Source organism: Catenuloplanes niger, from assembly GCF_031458255.1.
Taxonomy (GTDB): Bacteria; Actinomycetota; Actinomycetes; order Mycobacteriales; family Micromonosporaceae; genus Catenuloplanes; species Catenuloplanes niger.
The window spans coordinates 7,124,800-7,143,066 of record NZ_JAVDYC010000001.1; the positions used below are offsets into that span (position 1 = coordinate 7,124,800).

19 protein-coding genes and 2 pseudogenes are annotated in these 18,267 nt (G+C 70.1%); 12 read left to right on the plus strand and 9 right to left on the minus strand.

The window, feature by feature from the left end:
- Window positions 1–19 precede the first annotated feature (19 nt).
- Window positions 20–712: an alpha/beta fold hydrolase gene (locus J2S44_RS31055; RefSeq protein ID WP_310421117.1), complete on the minus strand. Its 693-nt coding sequence runs from the start codon at window positions 710–712 to the stop codon at window positions 20–22.
- Window positions 713–764: 52 nt separating this feature from the next.
- On the opposite strand from J2S44_RS31055, the gene J2S44_RS31060 reads away from it, so the two are divergent.
- From J2S44_RS31060 to J2S44_RS31070, 3 genes are all read left to right on the plus strand, one after another.
- Window positions 765–1,739 carry a GlxA family transcriptional regulator gene (locus J2S44_RS31060; RefSeq protein ID WP_310421119.1) on the plus strand — a complete coding sequence of 325 codons (975 nt, stop codon included), beginning with the start codon at window positions 765–767 and terminating at the stop codon, window positions 1,737–1,739.
- A gap of 86 nt (window positions 1,740–1,825) precedes the next feature.
- Window positions 1,826–2,485, plus strand: a complete 660-nt coding sequence (locus J2S44_RS31065) for a response regulator transcription factor (RefSeq protein WP_310421121.1) — start codon at window positions 1,826–1,828, stop codon at window positions 2,483–2,485.
- Between the two features lie 16 nt (window positions 2,486–2,501).
- The gene (locus tag J2S44_RS31070; RefSeq protein WP_310421123.1) at window positions 2,502–3,911 is read left to right on the plus strand and encodes a sensor histidine kinase; all 1,410 of its coding nucleotides are present in this window, start codon (window positions 2,502–2,504) and stop codon (window positions 3,909–3,911) included.
- On the opposite strand, the gene J2S44_RS43000 is transcribed toward J2S44_RS31070, so the two are convergent.
- From J2S44_RS43000 to J2S44_RS31085, 4 genes and pseudogenes are all read right to left on the minus strand, one after another.
- Window positions 3,811–4,095 carry a hypothetical protein gene (locus J2S44_RS43000; RefSeq protein ID WP_374728035.1) on the minus strand — a complete coding sequence of 95 codons (285 nt, stop codon included), beginning with the start codon at window positions 4,093–4,095 and terminating at the stop codon, window positions 3,811–3,813. The two genes, J2S44_RS31070 and J2S44_RS43000, sit on opposite strands and share 101 nt — an antisense overlap.
- On the minus strand, window positions 4,047–5,087 hold the full coding sequence (locus J2S44_RS31075; protein ID WP_310430167.1) for a hypothetical protein: 1,041 nt from the start codon (window positions 5,085–5,087) through the stop codon (window positions 4,047–4,049). Before J2S44_RS31075 ends, J2S44_RS43000 begins: the two co-directional genes overlap by 49 nt.
- Before the next feature lie 13 nt (window positions 5,088–5,100).
- Window positions 5,101–5,292, minus strand: a pseudogene (locus J2S44_RS31080) (DUF2637 domain-containing protein); the annotation flags it as partial.
- 599 nt (window positions 5,293–5,891) lie between these two features.
- The gene (locus J2S44_RS31085) at window positions 5,892–6,959 is read right to left on the minus strand and encodes an AraC family transcriptional regulator (protein WP_310421125.1); all 1,068 of its coding nucleotides are present in this window, start codon (window positions 6,957–6,959) and stop codon (window positions 5,892–5,894) included.
- On the opposite strand from J2S44_RS31085, the gene J2S44_RS31090 reads away from it, so the two are divergent.
- Together J2S44_RS31090 and J2S44_RS43005 are read left to right on the plus strand one after the other, a co-directional pair.
- Entirely contained in the window at window positions 6,900–7,340 is a 441-nt protein-coding gene (locus tag J2S44_RS31090) for an ester cyclase (RefSeq protein ID WP_310421127.1), read from the plus strand. The two genes, J2S44_RS31085 and J2S44_RS31090, sit on opposite strands and share 60 nt — an antisense overlap.
- A gap of 427 nt (window positions 7,341–7,767) precedes the next feature.
- Window positions 7,768–8,142 (plus strand): oleate hydratase, encoded by a 375-nt coding sequence (locus tag J2S44_RS43005; protein WP_374728036.1) that lies wholly within the window; start codon window positions 7,768–7,770, stop codon window positions 8,140–8,142.
- Between the two features lie 353 nt (window positions 8,143–8,495).
- On the opposite strand, the gene J2S44_RS31095 is transcribed toward J2S44_RS43005, so the two are convergent.
- Window positions 8,496–9,245, minus strand: a complete 750-nt coding sequence (locus J2S44_RS31095; RefSeq protein WP_310421129.1) for an SDR family NAD(P)-dependent oxidoreductase — start codon at window positions 9,243–9,245, stop codon at window positions 8,496–8,498.
- A gap of 88 nt (window positions 9,246–9,333) precedes the next feature.
- Between J2S44_RS31095 and J2S44_RS31100 the strand changes: the two genes are divergently transcribed.
- A complete protein-coding gene (locus J2S44_RS31100) occupies window positions 9,334–9,930 on the plus strand; it encodes a TetR/AcrR family transcriptional regulator (protein WP_310421131.1) in 597 nt (198 codons plus the stop codon).
- A gap of 293 nt (window positions 9,931–10,223) precedes the next feature.
- Here the strand turns inward: J2S44_RS31100 and J2S44_RS31105 are convergent, their stop codons facing one another.
- Window positions 10,224–11,012, minus strand: coding sequence for a helix-turn-helix domain-containing protein (locus tag J2S44_RS31105; RefSeq protein WP_310421134.1), 789 nt, complete (start codon window positions 11,010–11,012; stop codon window positions 10,224–10,226).
- A gap of 83 nt (window positions 11,013–11,095) precedes the next feature.
- On the opposite strand from J2S44_RS31105, the gene J2S44_RS31110 reads away from it, so the two are divergent.
- A complete protein-coding gene (locus J2S44_RS31110; protein ID WP_310421136.1) occupies window positions 11,096–11,911 on the plus strand; it encodes an SDR family NAD(P)-dependent oxidoreductase in 816 nt (271 codons plus the stop codon).
- Window positions 11,912–12,430: 519 nt separating this feature from the next.
- On the opposite strand, the gene J2S44_RS43010 is transcribed toward J2S44_RS31110, so the two are convergent.
- A complete protein-coding gene (locus J2S44_RS43010; protein ID WP_374727923.1) occupies window positions 12,431–12,610 on the minus strand; it encodes an RNaseH domain-containing protein in 180 nt (59 codons plus the stop codon).
- 205 nt (window positions 12,611–12,815) lie between these two features.
- Between J2S44_RS43010 and J2S44_RS43015 the strand changes: the two are divergent.
- From J2S44_RS43015 to J2S44_RS31130, 4 genes and pseudogenes are all read left to right on the plus strand, one after another.
- A pseudogene (locus J2S44_RS43015) lies at window positions 12,816–13,172 on the plus strand (helix-turn-helix domain-containing protein); the annotation flags it as partial.
- Window positions 13,173–13,201: 29 nt separating this feature from the next.
- Window positions 13,202–13,654, plus strand: a complete 453-nt coding sequence (locus J2S44_RS31120) for a transposase (RefSeq protein ID WP_310421138.1) — start codon at window positions 13,202–13,204, stop codon at window positions 13,652–13,654.
- A gap of 118 nt (window positions 13,655–13,772) precedes the next feature.
- Complete coding sequence (locus tag J2S44_RS31125; RefSeq protein WP_310409445.1) at window positions 13,773–14,597, plus strand: transposase family protein; 825 nt, start codon at window positions 13,773–13,775, stop codon at window positions 14,595–14,597.
- Window positions 14,598–14,945: 348 nt separating this feature from the next.
- Complete coding sequence (locus tag J2S44_RS31130) at window positions 14,946–16,070, plus strand: IS630 family transposase (RefSeq protein WP_310409359.1); 1,125 nt, start codon at window positions 14,946–14,948, stop codon at window positions 16,068–16,070.
- A 260-nt stretch (window positions 16,071–16,330) separates the two neighbouring features.
- Here the strand turns inward: J2S44_RS31130 and J2S44_RS31135 are convergent, their stop codons facing one another.
- Window positions 16,331–17,224 (minus strand): TAXI family TRAP transporter solute-binding subunit, encoded by an 894-nt coding sequence (locus J2S44_RS31135; RefSeq protein WP_310421140.1) that lies wholly within the window; start codon window positions 17,222–17,224, stop codon window positions 16,331–16,333.
- A gap of 108 nt (window positions 17,225–17,332) precedes the next feature.
- Here J2S44_RS31135 and J2S44_RS31140 point away from each other — a divergent pair, with 108 nt between their 5' ends.
- Entirely contained in the window at window positions 17,333–18,025 is a 693-nt protein-coding gene (locus J2S44_RS31140) for a hypothetical protein (RefSeq protein WP_310421142.1), read from the plus strand.
- Window positions 18,026–18,267 lie beyond the last annotated feature (242 nt).

Genomic DNA, 18,267 nt, shown 5'->3' on the forward strand with positions numbered 1-18,267 from the left:
GCGGTTCCCGCCGGAGCCGTCAGCCGGCCGCCAGGATCGCGGCGGCCACGTCGTCCGGGTGGGTGAGCAGCGTCTCGTGGCCGCCCGGCACCGGGATCGGTGCGACGCCGAGCCGGGCCGCGAACTCCGCGCCCGGCCTGGCCAGCGCGACGTCGTCCGCCGCCAGGACGTACCGGGCGGGAACCGGCAGCGTCGCCTCGTCGAGCGCGTCCAGGAAGTAGCGGCCCGGATGCGGCACGAGCAACTCGGTGACCAGCCGCTGCACCGGCTCCGGCTCGCCGGGCAGCAGCACCGCCCGCACCGCGCCGAGGTCGATCGGCACGGTCCCGCCGGACTCGATCGCCGCGCGCACGAACGCGCCTGTCTCCGGCGCCAGCTCGTCGGCCTGCGAGACGCCGGCCCGCGGCACGACCGCGCTGACGTAGACGACCTCCGCGATCCGGTCCGGCACCCGCAGCGCCGCGCCGGTCGCCGGGTAGCCGCCCCAGCTGTGCGCGACCAGCACCACGTCGCGCAGGTCGAGCCGGACGATCGTGTCGACGACGTGGTCGATCGCGTCCGCGAGCGTCACGCCGGACGGGTCGCCGTCCAGGCCCGGCATGGTCAGCGGCACCGCGCGGTGCCCGGCCGCCCGCAACCGGCGCGCGACCGGCTGCCACGCCCACGCGCCGTGCCAGGCGCCGGGGATCAGGACAAGGTTCTTCTGTGTCACGCAGACGATCGTGGCTTTCGCCCGGGCGGCCGGACAGTGCTATGAATCGCAGATGACGATCCGTTTGTCGCAGGTCGCCGTGCTGGTCGAGGAGCAGGCCAGCGCGTTCGAGGTGGGCGCGGTCACCGAGATGCTCGGCCCGCCGCACTACGACGTGACGATCTGCGTCCCGGACGACCGCACCGAGATGCGCGGTGGCCTGGTCGCCCGCGCCGCCGCCGGCCTGGACGCGCTGGCCGGTGCCGGCACGGTGGTGATCCCGGACCGCCCGTTGTCGACCGTGCCCGGTGCGCCGGTGACGGCCGCGTTGCGCCGCGCGCACGCCCGGGGTGCCCGGATGATCGCGTTCGGCGGCGGCGTCTTCAGCCTGGCCGCGGCCGGGGTGCTGGACGGCCGCCGCGCCACCACGCACCGGGGACTGGCCCAGGACCTTCAGGAGCGGTTCCCGGCCGTACGGGTGGAAGCCGACCCGCTGTTCGTCGACGACGGCGACGTGCTCACCGCGGCCGGCAGCGCCGCCGCGCTGGACCTCGGCCTGCACGTGATCCGCACCGACCACGGCGCGGAGGCCGGCTGCGCGGTCGCGAAACGGCTCGCGTTCCCGGTGCACCGGGACGGCTTCCAGTCCCAGTCCGTCGACCGCGCGCTGCCCCGCATCCGCGACGACTCCGTGACGCCGCTGCTGACCTGGGCGCAGTCCCGCCTGCACGAGCCGATCGGGGTGGCCGAGCTGGCCGTCGCGGCCGGGGTCAGCGTCGCCACGCTGCACCGCCGGTTCGCCGCGCAGGTCGGCGTGCCGCCGCTGGCCTGGCTCACCCGCGGCCGGCTGCTGATCGCGTGCCGGCTGCTGGAGCGCGGCGAGTCGCGGATCGAGGTGGTCGCCCGCCGCAGCGGCCTCGGCACCGCGTCCCACCTGCGCGTCGTCATGCGCCGTGAGCTGGGCATGACCCCGTCGGAGTACCAGCGCCGGTACGGCCCCGCGGTCGTACCCCCGCCCCGGAACGGTTCCGCGGATATATTGACGTGATTTCGGCGGAGCGCTTTCCCGAAACAACCGCGTTCTACCTTGTGGTGCGGACATGACACGGATCGAGGGTGGCGGGCTGAGGACGCATGCGGATTCTGCTGGTGGAGGACGACTTCCGGGTCGCCGCGGCGATGGTGTCGATGCTGCAGCGCGGCGGTTACCGGGTCGAGCACGCCGCGACCGTCGCCGCCGCGCTCTCCGCCGCCCCGTGTGACCTGGTGCTGCTCGACCTGAACCTGCCGGACGGCGACGGCGTCGACGTGTGCCGCGCGCTGCGGGCCCGCGACCCGGACCTGTGCATCATCGCGGTGACCGCGCGCGGCGAGGAACGCGACCGGGTGGTCGGGCTGCGGATGGGCGCGGACGACTACGTGGTGAAGCCGTTCTCCATGGCCGAGCTGCAGGCCCGGATCGAGGCGCTGCTGCGCCGGACCGCGCGGGTGCGCCGGTCCGCGGCCGAGACCGTGGAGGTCGGCCCGCTGCGCATCGACTACGCGGCGCGGACCGTGCAGGTCGACGGCCGGGCGGTCACGCTGACCCGCAAGGAGTTCGACATCCTCGCGTCGCTGGCCCGGCAGCCCGGCGTCGTGCTCAGCGGCGAGCGCCTGCTGCTCGACGTGTGGCAGACCACCTGGTCCGGCAAGCACACGCTGCAGGTGCACGTCGGTTCGCTGCGCGCCAAGCTCGGCCGTCCCGACCTCGTGCAGAACGTCCGCGGCGTGGGATACCGTCTCTGCACGGAATGATCCGGGCGGAGGTGCGGTGCGCAGGCGATTGGTGACCACCTACGTGCTGCTGCTCTGCCTGGTCCTGCTGGCGCTGGAGATCCCGCTGGCCGTCTCGCTGACCGGGCGGGAGACCGAGCGGGTGCTCTCCGACCGGATCGCGGACACCACCCGGCTGGCCTCGCTCGCGGTGCCCGCGGTGCGCAGCGGTGAGTTCGCCTCGCTGCTCGACGAGCTGGGCCGCTACCACGAGCTGTACGGCATCGGCGCCACGTTCGTCGACCTGGACCGCCGGCCGTGGATCGGGTTCGGCGGCGACCCGCTCACCGCCGACCACGCGGCCGCGGCGGTCCGGGGCGCGCTGGCCGGCCGGGTGGTCGGCACCCCCGGCACGCTCTGGCCGTGGGAGTCCCGCCCGCTGGTGGTGGCCGTGCCGGTCGACGACGGCGGCGCCGTGCTCGGCGCGATCGTCACGGTCTCGCCGACCGGCGACAACCGCGGCGCGATCCTGCTCGCCTGGGCGCAGCTCGGCCTGCTCGGTGCGGTCGCGGTCGCGGTCTGCGTGCTGGCCGCGCTCCGGCTGGCCGGCTGGGTGCTGCACCCGGTGACCCGGCTGGACGCGGTCACCCACGAGATCGCGGCCGGGCACGGCGGCGCCCGGGTGCACCCCGGCGTCGGGCCACCGGAGCTGCGCCGGCTCTCCGCGAGCTTCAACGAGATGGCGGACGCGGTCGCGGAGTCGCTGGAACGGCAGCGGTCGTTCGTCGCGCACGCCAGCCACCAGCTGCGCAACCCGCTGACCGTGCTGCGGCTGCGGGTGGAGAGCCTGGGCACGGCGCTGACCGACGACGACGCCCGCGAGGACCACCGGTTCGCGCTGGAGGAGACGGACCGGTTCGCGGAGATGCTCGACGGCCTGCTCGCGCTGGCCCGGGCCGAGCGCGGCGGGCACCGCACCGAGACGGTCGACGCGGTCGAGGCGGTCCGGCGGCGGGGGCGCGCCTGGCTGCCGCTCACCGCGCACCGGGACGTCACGCTGCGCGTCACCGTGCCGGACGGCCCGCGCTACGTGCAGCAGGTCGCGACCGCGCTCGACCAGTCGCTGGACGCGTTGATCGACAACGCGCTCAAGTTCACGCCGGCCGGCGGCACGGTCGAGGTGGGCGTCGCGACCCGGGACGGCGGCGTCGAGGTGACCGTGCGGGACACCGGACCCGGCATGACCGAGGAACAGTGCCGGCACGCCACCGAACGCTTCTGGCGCGCACCGGACGCGCAGAACGTCGACGGCGCCGGCCTCGGCCTGCCGATCGTCGCCGCGCTCGTCGACGCGTCCGGTGGCCGCCTCACGCTCGCCCCGGCCCCGACCGGCGGCCTCGAGGCCCGGATCCACTGGCAACCCGGCACCGCGCCCGCCCCCCGCGAACCCGCCGCCGCGACCACGTAGGGCGCGCCGTGGTCTGCCCGACGGCCATGACCAGGTCCCGGACCGGGGTGGCTGGTCCGGGATAGTCCGGGCGCCGCCGCGGCCCATGACCGCGGTAGACGGGCTCGACGCGTGTAGCTGCGGCCGGGTAGGCGGTCACGGTATGCGCGACCTCGACCGCGTAACGGATGTCCCGGTCGACCAGCCGTTGCCGGAACTCGCCCGCCTGCGGCTAGGTCTCGGGCACAGCTCCCGCGGCAACTCGCGCAGTACCCGCGCCCGCCGCGTCAGCTCCGCCTCCAGCTCGCGCATGTCCGCCAGCCCGTAGGCAACGTCGTCATTGTCTGACCCGGCCCGATACCGATGGCAGACCGGTTCGACCGGTGCGAGATCACCCATGCCCTTGAGGTCGTACGCGTGGATCTCCGCGAGCACGTCGAGCGCCCCGGCGAGCAACAGCAGCCGCGCCGCCACCGTCTTGCCCACCCGCGGAATCGACCCGATCACCATCGACGCGAACATCAGCGTCACCGCGACCGGCCGCCCGCGCTGATCGGTCCCGAACGGCACCGGCCGGAACAGGCTCGCCGTCCCGCTCTTCAGCAGCGGCCACCCCGGCTGCGAAGACTTCGACAGATCGTCATCCCCGACCCACAGACTCAACCGGCCGGGATGCACCTCCACGTTGCCTTCCGGCCACACGCACCCGAGCGGCCGGCTGAGCGCGGACGCCAGTTCCTTCCGCTTCTCCACCACCTGATCCACCGTCACCCCCGGAGGCAGATCGAGCACCGCCCGCCACCCCGGCCCGTCACGGCTGATCGGCTCCGCGAACCGGATCGCGTTCTGAGGCCTACGCCGCGAGATCGCCTGGTTGATCCCAGCGACGCCAAGCGCGCCGAGCGCCGCCAGCACCACATCCGAGGTCAGATTCGGCGCCCGCGTCGAGGAGACAGCCGTGTCCACGAGCGGCCGATCCGGAGGCGAGCATGCTACGCCGAGCACCGCCACGACGGCGACGAGCGCCGCATACCAGGCCGCTTGCGACCCGGCGAACACCAGCAACAGCCCTGCAGCACCCCCACCGATCGTCGCCGCGATCAGCATCGCCGACCGAAGCCGTACCCGTGCATCGCGCTGACGGGAGAGCTTGAGGTACTCCTCCGCGTTCTCCCGCCGCACCGCCGCCGCCCGCACCGGTGCACCCTCCGCGCCGGTGCACCGGCACCCGCGAGATCAGCTCCACGGTGAGAAGCAGCGCGAGCGGTGGCCACGCCGCGATGGCCCGGGAGATCTCGTCCGGTTCGGCGTGCAGGACGTTCGCTGCGACCGAGGTCGCGACGCCGAGCGCCATCGCACCCCGCACGCCCCACCGCACCCGGACCAGGTGTGTGTCGATCACTCGCCACCGCCGAGCGAGTCACCGACCGCTTCACAAGCGTGGACGGAGAGGGACGTGGAATATTACGACAGCGGCGACCGAAATGCCGTTAAGGGCGTCAAGGTCGGCAGCTCTCATGGCAAGGCGGCCAGCGCTGAGCCGTCCTGTTGATCTCAACGCCCGGACAGAAGTGTCTTGGCACCCGCCGACGATCGCGGAGCGTTCCCCTCGGGTCTGGGCCATGTCGAACGGGGTTGGGGCCTGTACCCCCTATAAATCCGGCCTGCCGCTTCCGGTGCAGACGAGATTGTCTGGAATCGCGCCTCGGTTTCCACGCCACCGACCGATGCGCGTTCTGCTGGCACCGATCGAATTGGGGTTCACTCTCATGGAACGTCGCAAAGCGCTCGGGCTGCTCGCCGCTACCGGCACCGCCGCTTCCCTCGCGGGGGTGTCTGGCTTCGGCGCCGAGCCTGCCCGCGCCGCCACTGCACCCGGACGAGGCCAGGCCACGACCAAGGGCGGCTACACCTTCGCGCTGGGCAGGAGCGTCAAGCGGACTTCGGTGCAGTTCAGCAACCGGACCTCCGTCCGACTGATCCGTAGCCCTCGACTCACCCCTACTCTGCCCTCGCCGCATCGCGGAACTGCCTGGGTGACAATCCCGCTACGCGTCGGAACGCCGTGCTGAAGGCGCTCTCCGACTCGTAGCCGGTGGCGAAGGCCAGTTCAGAGATGGACCGGGTGTTGCGGCGCAGGGCGTCACGGGCCAGGCTCATCCGCCACTGGGTCAGGTAATCCAGCGGCGTGGTCCCGACCTGGCCTTTGAAGGCCTCGGCGAACACCGAACGGGACATGCGGCTGATGCCGGCGAGTTCCTGCAGCGTCCAGCGGTGGGCCACGTCCGCGTGTATGGCGCGCAGTGCGGCCCCGATGCCGTCGTCGTTGAGGGCGCCGAGCCAGCCGGCGGGCCGGTCGGTCTGCTCGGCGTGAACGCGCAGCACATGGACGAACAAGATCTGCACCAGGTGGTCGAGCACGAGGGACCGGCCGACGGCATTGTTCTCCACCTCGCTGTTCAGCAGATCAGTCAGATGGGTGAGCATCCGGATGTGGGGGTTGGTGGCCTTGACATGGACCAGCGGTGGCAGGATGTCGAGCAACATCGGAGCGTTGGTCTCGTCGAACCAGAACGAACCACTGCACAGGTAGGTGTCCTCGTCCGACTCGGGTCCGATGCGCGCCACGCCGTCAGCGGCGCTGTCCCACAACGCCTGCGCGGCTCGCGGCTCGGCGTCGAGTGAGCCGGCCAGCAGGTAGCGTGGCGGCTTGTTCAACAGGTAGATGTCGCCCGTACGCAGGCGCACCGGCTCGCTGCCGTCGAGGACCAGCCAGCATTCGCCCCGGACGACTCCGCCGAGTTTTAGGTAGGGGAAGGCGTCCATGCTGACGGCCCACGGTCCGGCCGTGTGCAGACCGGGATCGACCACGGTGCGGGGCCGCAGCAGAGCGATGGCGGCGGCAATAGGGTCACCAGGTCCGAGCGGTGGCCTCGTCCTGGACGATCCGTAATGTATTCCGGATTTCACGCTATGGATCGTAGTTGAGGGCGGCTGCAGGATTACCTCATGACCGACACCGACCTGCGCGAGTTCTACGCCCGCTACATCGCAATGCTCAACGCCCACGACTTGCGGCGTGTGGACGAGTTCATCGACGACGAGATCACCTACTACGGCGACCGTGCGACCCGCGACCAGGCGTTCGCCAGCCTGTCGGCCTTAATCGACGCGGTGCCCGACATGCACTGGGAACTCCAGGAACTGGCCGTCGACGGCGAGCACCTCGCCGCCCGCCTGGTCAACACCGGGACGCCGGCGAAAGAGTGGCTCGGCGTGGCCCCGACCGGCGCTTCGTTCGAGATCATCGAGTACGCCGTCTACCGCGTCCGCGACGGGCGCTTCGTCCACATGGCGAACGTGCACGACGCCGAAACCCTTCAGCGGCAGCTCACGACGGCCCCGTCCCCGCGGTCCGACGCCACCGTCCAGCCGGCGAGCACCCACTGATGTCCTGACGAACAACGTTTGGTGTTGGGGTCAGGCTGCCGGGCGGCGGGCTGACCCCAGTGGCGTTGTCGTTCGCTGCTGATGCGGGCGCGTTCCCGGCGTTGGGCGGCACCACCGAAGCTGGTGACACCCGGCATCGCTATGCCCCAGCCATCGCCGCACGACACCCTGACCCGCCGGTCGATCCGCCGGCGGAGGAAGAGAACCGGGTCAGTGAAGATGATGCGGTGGCTGCTCGGCCACAACCTCCAGGTTGCCGCCTCCATCGAAGTTATCGATCTTGAGTACGACCCGACCGGTGCTCGCGACACCGTGACGGCGATCGGTGTCGGGCCGGCGTCCGAGACAGCCGCGTCGAGGTCCGGCCGCAGGACGTCGTGCTGTGTTGACGAACGGGTCCATGACCCAGAACTCCACTCGCGGCTCGATGGCCGCAGGCCCTCATTACCCGCAGCTTCTTCAGCACATCGACAAACTGACCGGTAACACGGTTGGGGCGACGACGCTGGCGAACTCGCCGTGGATCATGTTGGTCAACGTTCCACTGCAGCCGGTCTTCGCCGGCCAGCCCGACCATGTCGAGGTCATCTGGAGCTACGGGCTGTGGACCACCGCGACCGAATCGCTGGTGCCCCAAACCAATCCGGGACTGCACCGGCGAAAAGTTCGCCCCCGAGTCACTCCATCTCGGCGGCGCCGGGGACGCGGACGAGGCGACCGCCCACCTCACCCGGATTCCCTACATCACCAGCCAGTTCATGTCCGTCACACTCACAGCTCCCGACACCGGGACGCTCGTTGACGTCAACACCAACATGGACGGCGGGATGATCGAGGACCCGATGGAAGCGGTCTTCAAGCGGTCCCTCACCAGTTGCCTCGACAAGTCGCTGAAGGAGCTCGACCCCTTAGCGTGTCGTTGCTGCCCTTCACCTACGCCGCGTGGTGCTTGCCGTGGTGCGGTTCAAGATCTGTCCGGACATGCCGGCGCGCCGTAGTCGTAGGGCATGTCCGGGAGCGTAGATCACCATATTTGCCAGCTTCCGCTGTTGCCAAGTTTGCAACAAGACGCGGCCGGGCCCCTCGATGGAGATCGCCGCGCCGGGGTGGCTGCGTAGGCCGCTCCTGCACGAGCCGTCATGGCGAGACGTGCGGTCAGATCTGATTCTCGCCGCCGTCGACGTATATCTCGGTTCCGGTGATGAAGGTGCTCGCGTCGGAGGCGAGGAAAAGGACGGTGCCGGCGACCTCGTCGGCCCGTCCCATCCGGCCCAGCGGAATCCGGCCGGCCTGGTATGCCCTCAGGTCATGCAGGGCCTGACCTGTCTCGGCCGCCATGGTCTCGACGCCGGGAGTGTCGATCGGGCCCGGGGCGACGGTGTTGACTCGAATGCCCCGTCCGCGAAGCTCGTTGGCCCAGGTCCGGGCCAACGAGCGGACAGCGGCCTTCGACGCGGCGTAGACACCGAGCCCTTCGGCTCCGGCGACGGCCGCTGATGAACCGGTCAGGATCACCGAGGCGCCGTCGTTGAGCAGCGGCAGGGCCTTCTGCACGGTGAGCAGCGTGCCGCGCACGTTGAGCCCGAGGGTGTAGTCGATCTGTTGCTCGGTGACCGTGCCCAGAGCGGCGATCGCGCCGCCGCCGGCGTTGGCGAACAGCACATCGACGGTGCGGCCGGCTTGCCGTACCGCCTCGAAAAGCCGGTCCAGGTCCGCCGGGTCGGACACGTCACCCGGTATGCCGGTGGCGGCGCCGATTGAGTCGACCGCGGCGTCCAGCTCCGGTTTGCTCCGACCGGTAATGAACACGTATGCGCCTTCGGCGGCGAAGCGCCGAGCCGTCGCCAAGCCGATGCCCTTGCTGCCGCCGGTCACGACCGCTGTCCTGCCGTCGAGCTGTCCCATGAGAGCCCCCTATTGGTTTTGTTCAGGTCGGTGCAGAACCTAGCACGAGTTCTGGCCCGATCAATACACAACCGGTAGCCTGCAGTTCATGAGCAACAAAGGGGGACGCCCGCGCGAGTTCGACATCGACGAGGCGCTCGACCGGGCGATGCGGGTTTTCTGGGAGCACGGCTACGACGGCGCGTCGTTGACCGACCTCACCGACGCCATGGGCATCAGCCGCACCAGCATGTACGCGGCCTTCGGCAACAAGCAGGACCTTCTCGGCAAGGCCCTGCAGCGGTACTCCCAAGGACCTGCGAGCTACCTCGCCGAGGCCCTTGCCCAACCCACCGCCCGGGACATGGCACGGGCGATGCTCACCGGCGCCGTCCGCGCCACCACGGACCCCGAATGGCCAGCCGGATGCCTTGGCGTCCAGGGAGCACTGGTCACCGGCGGATCCAGCGAAGCCGCCCGGGACGAGGCGGCCGCATGGCGCCGGGAAGGGTGCGAGATGGTCCGGCGGCGACTCGAAGCCGCCCGCGCGTCAGGCGACCTGCCAATCGACAGCGACCCAGCGCAACTCGCGACCTACCTAGGCACAGTGACCTACGGAATCGCGGTGCAAGCCGCCTCCGGCGTGCCCCGTACGCAGCTGGACGCCGTGGCGGAGACGGCCATGCGGGCGTGGCCGACAACGTGAACAAGAATGGTGCCCCGACCGATCAGGTCCTGCATGCCGCCCGACCCGTCGTCACCTGCGTGTTCGGCGGACCGGATAGAGCCGGTCACCGAGCCCGGCAGCACCGGAAGTGAGTGTGCCGCACGCGTTCGTCGAGGCGGGGTCATGGTCCCCGCGACCATGACCCCGCCATGCCGACGGCTGCGGTCCATCGACGCTTGCTTGCCAAAGGTGTCATGAAGCGGACGCTACGCCGGGGCCAGAAGATCTATACCGGCTAAACGCGTGCCTCGAAGCATCTCGAAGCCGTGCCCTCAGGCGATCGGAGCGTAGATCACGACCCAGTGGTTACTCTCGGTGTCGTGCAGGATCTCGCTCTGGAAATCGAGCTGTCCGCGGGTGGGATGGTAAAGCCGTTTCACGCCGGATCGCGCGGCGGTGACTTCGCCTCGCTCCCAGTGGCTGCGGAAACCAGCGCTGGTCGCGGCCAGCTCCACCTGCAGCGACCGGAGGTAGTCGTCGTCCGGGTAGCGGCCCATCGCCGCGCGGAGCTCGGCGGTGGCCCAACGGGCGTAGCGATGGGCACCCTCGTCGCCGAGCACGCGCCGTGCGACGGCGCTGAAGCCGTGGTGCACGATGTTGCGGCGGAAGCGGCCCGCACCGGGTAGCGGTCCGAGGAACTCAGCGGCCGCGGCGTTGCGCGCCACCACGTCCAGCCGCCCGTCATGCACCGTGACGGGCACCGTGTCATCGAGGTGGTGCAGCATCCGAAGGAGTCCCGGCCGGATCGCGCTGTCACCGGCCATCGGCTCGGGCGGCAGCTCACCGGCGAGACGGAACAGATGGTCCCGCTCAGCGACAGTCATGCCCGAAGCCCGGGCCAGCGAGCTGAGAATCTCCCGCGACGGCCGCGGCGCCCGGCCCTGTTCCAGGCGGGTGTAGTACTCGACCGAGATCCCAGCAGCCTCCGCGAGTTCCTGGCGACGCAGCCCGGGAACGCGTCGCAGGGAGGCACGCCTCCCGACCGGCTGCTCGGGCGCCGCCATCATGGCCCGTCGATAACGCAAATACGCTCCGAAGTCCGCCCTGATCGTCGTCTGCATGGCTTCCATTGTGCCGACCCGCCCGCCCGTTGCCTGGCCCTGCCAATACCAGGCTCAGCCTGATCTTCCTCCCGCTCGGCGCGATGCCCATGCTCGTAGACGTAAGCCTCCTTCCGACCGCCACAACGAGAGGCAAGATCATCGTGCCCGCGAATCGCATCGCTCTGGTCACCGGAGCCAATCAAGGTATGGGCCGGCAGGTCGCCGAGAAGCTGGCCGCCGACGGCGTCGCCGTCTACGTCGGCTCTCGCGATCTGGCCCGGGGCAAGGAGGTGGCTGCCCAGATCGGCGCAGGCGCCAGCGCGCTGCAGCTGGACGTGACCGACACCGCATCGGTCGCCGCGGCCGCGGATCAAATCCGGACGGACGCCGGCCGACTCGACCTTCTCGTCAACAACGCCGCCATTTCGACCACGCGAACCGGGCCGTTCGCCATGGTCGACCGCCGCGCCCTGGCGAGGGTGAGCACGGCGCCGCTCGACGAGATGCGGAGCGTCTGGGAGGTGAACGTCTTCGGCGTCCTGACGGTGTACCAGGCCATGCTGCCCCTGCTGCGTGAGTCCCCGCACGCCCGCATCGTGAACGTGACAAGCGCGCTGGGCTCGCTGACGCTGGCCGCCGACCCGCACAGCGGGCTCCGCTCGACCTTCGAACCGATCTACTCCGCCTCGAAGACCGCGCTCAACGCCGTGACGCTGGCGATGATGATCGAACTAGAGGAGACCGACATCAAGGTCAACCTCGTCTCGCCGGGCTTCGCGCGCACTGCCCTGGTGAACTTCGAGGGGACGGAGTCCGTCGAGGACGCCGCCCGCGAGATCGTTCGGGTGGCCTCGCTCGGCCCGGACGGCCCGACCGGCACGTTCACCACCTGGGACGGCGTGCCGCTGCCCTGGTAAGGACCATCAGTAGGGCTGCGCGTGGCCCGCGTGAGCGGAGCATGCCCGATCGGCGGTCAGGATCGCGGTGAGCCAGTAGTGGGATCATCTCGTCGGCGCGCAGGCGCTGGCCGATCCCAGCGGTGAAGGACCCGCGGTCGAAGCGGTCGGCGGCGACCACGTCCGGCTGGGCGGCCAGCGCCGCCTGCAGCCAGTCCTCGGGTGCATGCGCGCGACGCGCCTAGATCAGGTCGCCGACCTCGTCGTCGAAGCCCAAGCCCCAGCGCACGCCGCCGCCGGCGGAGACGTGGATTTGTTCGGCCAGCGCCTCGCGAGTGAGGTGTCGAGTCCGGGGTGGTCACCTCGCCGGGAACCGGGCCAGCACGGCGGCCGCTGCGGGCAGGGACGTTCGTCGTGGACGACCCATCGCAGGGGGCCGCGGTGGTCGTCCACGCGGCCTGGATGCGCTTCGTGCGAGATCTCGAGCCCTGCTGGGGACGCTATCGGGGTCGGCACCCAGTTGGGCTCGACACAAGGTCGTCAGACTTCCTCCTCCGATCGGTGGTCGGGGTGCGTTACGTCGGCCCGGGTGGCCAGGTGCAGCGGTAGCGGAGCGACAGTGCGGTCGTCCCACACGATTGTGTGGTCGCAGAACCGTGCGGTGAGGGTCGCCAGCTGTCGTGGAGACCACGTTCCGGGCCAAGGAATGGCGATCTCCATGCCGTTGTAGGACTAATGCGACGTTCCTCAAATGGGCGACTATCGGTTGATCTGTTTTCTACGTAACGATTGATGCAGGAGATGTCGTCTCGCGAAGGCGGTGATTGATGTGCCTGCTCCGGTTATTGCCCGTCTCGCGGTAGACGAGGATGAGCAGGCGCGGGTGCGCAAACTGGCGCTGGCAAGGCATGCGCCGGCGGACTGGGTGCTACGGGCCAGGATCGTGGCCGCCTCATGGGACGGACGCTCGGTGCCGGAGATCGCCGGGCAGGTCGGATGTCACGCGCGGACGGTGCGGTCATGGATCCACCGGTTCAACGCCCGTGGTGTCGAGGGGCTCGGGGACCGGCAGCGTTCGGGCCGGCCACGCCGGCTCACCGAGGACGATCGGTCGCGGATCGTGGCACTGGTCAAGACGACGCCACCGGGCCGGTTGCACTACACCCCGGCTGACGAGGAACTGGTCCAGGACGACGAGACATCCACTGCCGCGGTGTGGTCCCTGGACTCGTTGACAGAGGCCGCGAACGCCAAGGGCATCGCCGTCGGCCGTTCGCAGGTGCGGCGGATCCTGCTCGCGGACGGCGCCCGATGGCGGCAGGTCCGGTCCTGGGCGGTGTCCAAGGACAAGGAGTTCGTCCCAAAAGGACAGCCGTCATCGATCTCTACACCCGCACGCCCGAGGACACCACGGTCGTCTGCGTCGACGAACTCGGCCCGCTGATCCCACGCGTCTACCCGGCTCAGCCTGGCTGGACCGCCGATGGCAACCGGGTCAAGGAAGAGGTCGCCTACTGGCGTGAGCCGGAGAAGACCTGGGTCTACGGCGGGCTGCGCATCCATGACGGGCACGCGGTCACGATGTGCGCCGACCGCCGCAACAGCCTCTGCTACCAGAACTTCCTCGCCCTGCTGGAGACCGACAACCCGGTCGGGCAGATCGTCGTGGTGACCGACAACCTGTCCTCTCATACCTCGGTTTCCACCCGCGCATGGCTTACTGAGGTGATCTCAACGAGGACTTGCGGCGCGGTTCTGCTGTAGACACGGGCATATCGGGTCGAAGCGGATGGTGCTGGATATGGGCGTGGAGCCATCGATAGACAGGTTCTTGCGACGGAACAGGTCTACGAGAGGGCTCCACGTGATCGCTTATCCTGCCATGCTCGACGTGCCCAGGGAACTGGTGCGCTACCTTGCCCAGCTGCTGTCCGCCGAACGGCGGGCGAGGGGCACCCGTCGCGGGACACGGTCGTTGACCTGCTTCTACCAGGCGCTGCTGGTCATAGTGTGGTTCCGCAAAGCCGAAGACGCCACGGTGCTGGGCGCCGGGTTCGGGATCTCCCGGGCCACCGTTTACCGGTATCTCGCCGAAGGCATCACCGTGCTGTCCGCCCAGGCACCTGATCTGCATGAGGCGTTACAACGGGCCGCCGACGAGGGCTGGGCGTTCGTCATTCTGGACGGCAAGCTGTTCGACTGTGACCGCCTCGCGGAGACCGCCACCAGCGTGAAGGGCGAGACGATCGACGCCTGGTACTCGGGAAAGCACCGGGACTTCGGCGCGAACGTCCAGGCCGTCATGCGCCCTGACGGGCTGATCATCTGGACCTCACCGTCACTGCCCGGGCATATGCATGATCTCAGCTGCGCTCAGCAGCTGGGCGTCACCGCCGCGTTGAACTGGGCCGCCGCCGAACTGCAGCTGCCGGCCCTCGCCGACGCCGGCTACGAAGGAGCAGGTCACGGCATCAAAACCCCCACCAAACAACCGGCCGGCGGCCGGCAACTCGCGGTGGCGAACCGGACGGTGAACCGGCTGCTACGCGGCCTGCGCTGGCAAGGCGAACGCGGCTTCGCCATCCTCGTCGGCCGCTGGAAAACGCTACGCCATACCACCGCCAGCCCACGACGAATCGGTGACATCGTCGCCGCCGCACTTCACCTCACCCACTTCGAATACCGAATCCTGCCCGAAACTCACTGAGATCACCTCACTGAGCATCCACGAATCCGGCAGGTGTTCATTCCGAAGAACGCCTGCTGGCTCAACCTTCAGGAACCGTGGTGGCGAATGTTTCGCCGACAGGGACTCGCTGGACAGCAACTGGCCAGTGGCAACGACATTCGCCGTGTGACCGTGGTGGCAACCGCCCAGCTCAACGCGAAGGCCAAGCCCTGGATCTGGGGCCGGCCACCACCACCGAAACGCGTCTACTGGGCTGTCCACGAACGTTCACCGGGTCTGAGACACGCCGGGCGGCTTGCGCCGCCCGGCGGTGGTTCGGGGGCAGTCTCGGCAGCGTTGTTCGCTGACGAGGGTGGGTGGTGTGGGGTGGCTGAGCCGGTACGGGCACGGCGGTTGACCCAGGACGAGGGCCGCAGGCTGCAACAACTCGTCCGGCGCGGGAAGCACGACTCGGTCCGGGTCCGCCGGGCGTTGATCATCATGGCGTCCGCGTCCGGGACCCCGGTCCCGGCGATCGCCCGGCTGGTCGCCGCGCATGAGGACACGGTCCGGGACGTGATCCACATGTTCAATCAGATGGGGCTGGCCTGCCTAAACCCTCAGTGGGCGGGCGGCCGTCCCCGCCGGATCAGTGAAGACGACGAAGCGTTCATCGTCACGACGGCCACGCAACACCCGCGCCGGCTCGGGCAGCCCTTCACCCGGTGGAGCCTGCGGAAACTCGCCGACTACCTCGCCGGCCGTGATGCCGCCCGGCGGGTGGTCGTCAGCCCGGAGCGGCTGCGGCAACTTTTGCATGACAACGACGTGTCCTGGCAGCGCACACGCACCTGGAAGGAATCGTCGGATCCGGACTTCGACGCGAAACTCGACCGGATAGAGCAGGTCACGAACGCGTTCCTGGACCGGTGTTTCGCCTTCGACCAGTTCGGGCCGCTATCGATCCGCCCGCACCACGGCAGCACGTGGGCACCGCGATCCGATCCGGGCCGGCTGCCCGCGACCTACACCCGCACGCACGGCATCCGCTACTTCCACGGCTGCTACAGCCTCGGCGACGACCAGCTCTGGGGAGTCGTCCGCCGCCGCAAAGGCGCAGATCACAGCCTCGCCGCGCTGCAATCGATCCGCGCGGCGCGGCCGGACGGGGCACCGATCTACGTCATCCTCGACAACCTGTCGGCGAACAAGACCGCGAAAATCCGCCGGTGGGCGGCCCTCAACAAGGTCGAGTTGTGCCTGACCCCGACCAGCGCGTCCTGGGCCAACCCGATCGAGGCCCAGTTCGGACCACTCCGCACGTTCGTCATGGCCGGCTCGGACCACCCGAACCACACCGTCCAGACCGGCGAGCTGCAGAAATACCTACGCTGGCGCAACGCCAACGCCCGCCACCCCGACGTCCTGGCCGCCCAACGACGCGAACGCGCCCGCATCCGCAGCGAACGCCAACACCGCTGGGGTCGACCACGCACCCAGACCGCCGCCTAACCCCGGACCCGGCAAACGTTCGTGGACAGCCCACTACCGACTGAAAATGACGTACAGGATTTAAGGAACGTCGCACTAGGTCCCGAGGTCGCCTCAGAGACTCCAGTCCAGTGCGGTGCCGACGTGGAGGAGGGCAGTGACTCGCCCGTTGCGCGCATCGCTCGATATGTTCAGGTATGGACCTTGCCGTTCAGATGATGCCGACACCAACATCCGTACGTACCTGTCACCATCAACCACCCAAAAGATGACAAGCACTACTAGGGTTTGACCGAACGGTAGTAACGGGCCGCGCCCGGGTGCAGCGGCAGCGGCATCGTCGCGATCGCGGAGCGCAGATCCAGAGCTTCGATCGCCGGGTACGAGGCGGCCAGCTCGTCGCGGTGTTCCAGCAGCAGCCGCGTCACGTCGAACGCCAGGTCGTCCGGCATCGCGGCGGACGCGACCAGCAGCGTCGGGTCGGCGATCGTGGCGGCCGGTGGCGTGCGGTAGGCGGAACCCGGCACGTTCCACACCGTGCTGCCCAGCGTGCCGGCCCAGCCGGACAGGTCCAGCAGGCGGAACCGGAGCGTGTCGCTGAGCCGCCGCAGCCCGGCGACCGGCAGCCCGCCGGCGAAGAAGAACGCGTCCAGCTCGCCGCGGGACAGCGCGGCCGTGGCGTCGTCGAGTCCCAGCTCCCGCCGGTCGTAGGCGTCGCGCGGCATCCGGGCCGCGGCCAGCAGCCGGTCCGCCGCGACCGCGGTGCCCGAACCCGGCGCGCCGACCGACACCCGCCGGCCGCGCAGGTCCGCCACCGTCGTCATCGGACTGTCCGCCTGCACGACCAGATGCAGCAGGTCCTCGTAGACGCGGGCCAGCGCGGTCACCGACGACTCCGGCGACAGCACGCCGGCCTGCGCGAAACCGATCTCGGTCTCGCCGCGCTCGACCAGCGCCACGGCCGCGGCCGACGCGGTGGTGGTCACCACGGAGACCTCGACGCCGGGCAGCTGCCGGTCGATCAGCGCGGCCAGCTCGCGGCCGATGTCGTCGGCGCCGGTCGCGACCCGGATCCGGCGCGCGGCCGGCGCCCGGCTGGAGCATGCGGCGGTGCCGAGGAACAGGGCGAGCCCACCCAGGCCGGCCAGCAGGGTGCGGCGGGGGAGCGCAGTCACGGGAGCGTTCATGAGTTCGCACAAGTTTGGCACAAATCCCGGCCGTGAACGCCCTATGAACGGCCGCCCTCCGACACCGTGTTCTGCAACGGAAGGAGGAGGACCACAATGACTTTCCTCACCAGCACCTTCGTGACGGCTTTCGAGGCCGCCTGCCTGATCCGCTGCGCGCGTCCCGGCCGGCCGGCCGACACGCGCCGCCCCCGGCTCACCGACGTGCCCCGGATCGCCGCGCCGCAGACCGACGCCGTGGCCGAGTTCGACCGCGAGGAGGCGGCGGAGCGGCTGACCATGCTGCTCGCGGCGCTCGGATACCACGCGCGCAGCGCGGAGCGCGACGGCGGCGGCGTGCGCCGGTACGCGGTACAGCAGGTGACGATCGCGGAGCCGGACCGCGTCGCGGCGGACCGGATGATGGTCACCTCCTGGCAGCGCGGCCGGCAGCGGCTCCTCGCCACCGACCCGCTCGGCTCCACCTCGCCGCAGGCCGCGCACCGGGTCGTGCTGGCCCGCGCGGCCTGGAACGCGGGCGTGCTGGTCGGCCGCCTCCGCCCCCGGCACAGCCAGCTGCGCATCGGCATCGCGGAACAGGACATGGTCGCGGTCCTGGTCCGCGCGGCCCGGCTGGCCGGCGTGACCAGCAGCGTGAGCAAGCGGTCCGGTTGCTTCGTGATCGCGGTTCCCGAGCAGGCCACGTCCTCGCTGGTCAGCTACGAACTCCCCGGCGCCGGCCGCCCGGCCCGCCGGCATGCCCTGAGCGCGCGGCAGGACCGCCCCACACCCCGGCTGGCGGCCGCCTGACCGCGTGCTCCTCCCGGCGTGCCGGGCCCGCCGTGCCACGCGGGCCCGGCACGCCTCCTTCGGTACGGCCTCCCCGGCCTGCCGCCCGACGCCCGGCCGAGGCGACCCGCCCCGAAGCGGGTGAACCCGGCCCTTTCGGATCGCCCGCGGTGGTATTCCTACCTACGGGATAGAGTTGAGCGTCACATCGAGCCATCTTCGCCTGGCTATGCGTCACCTTCGGGGGTTAGAGTCCCGCTGGC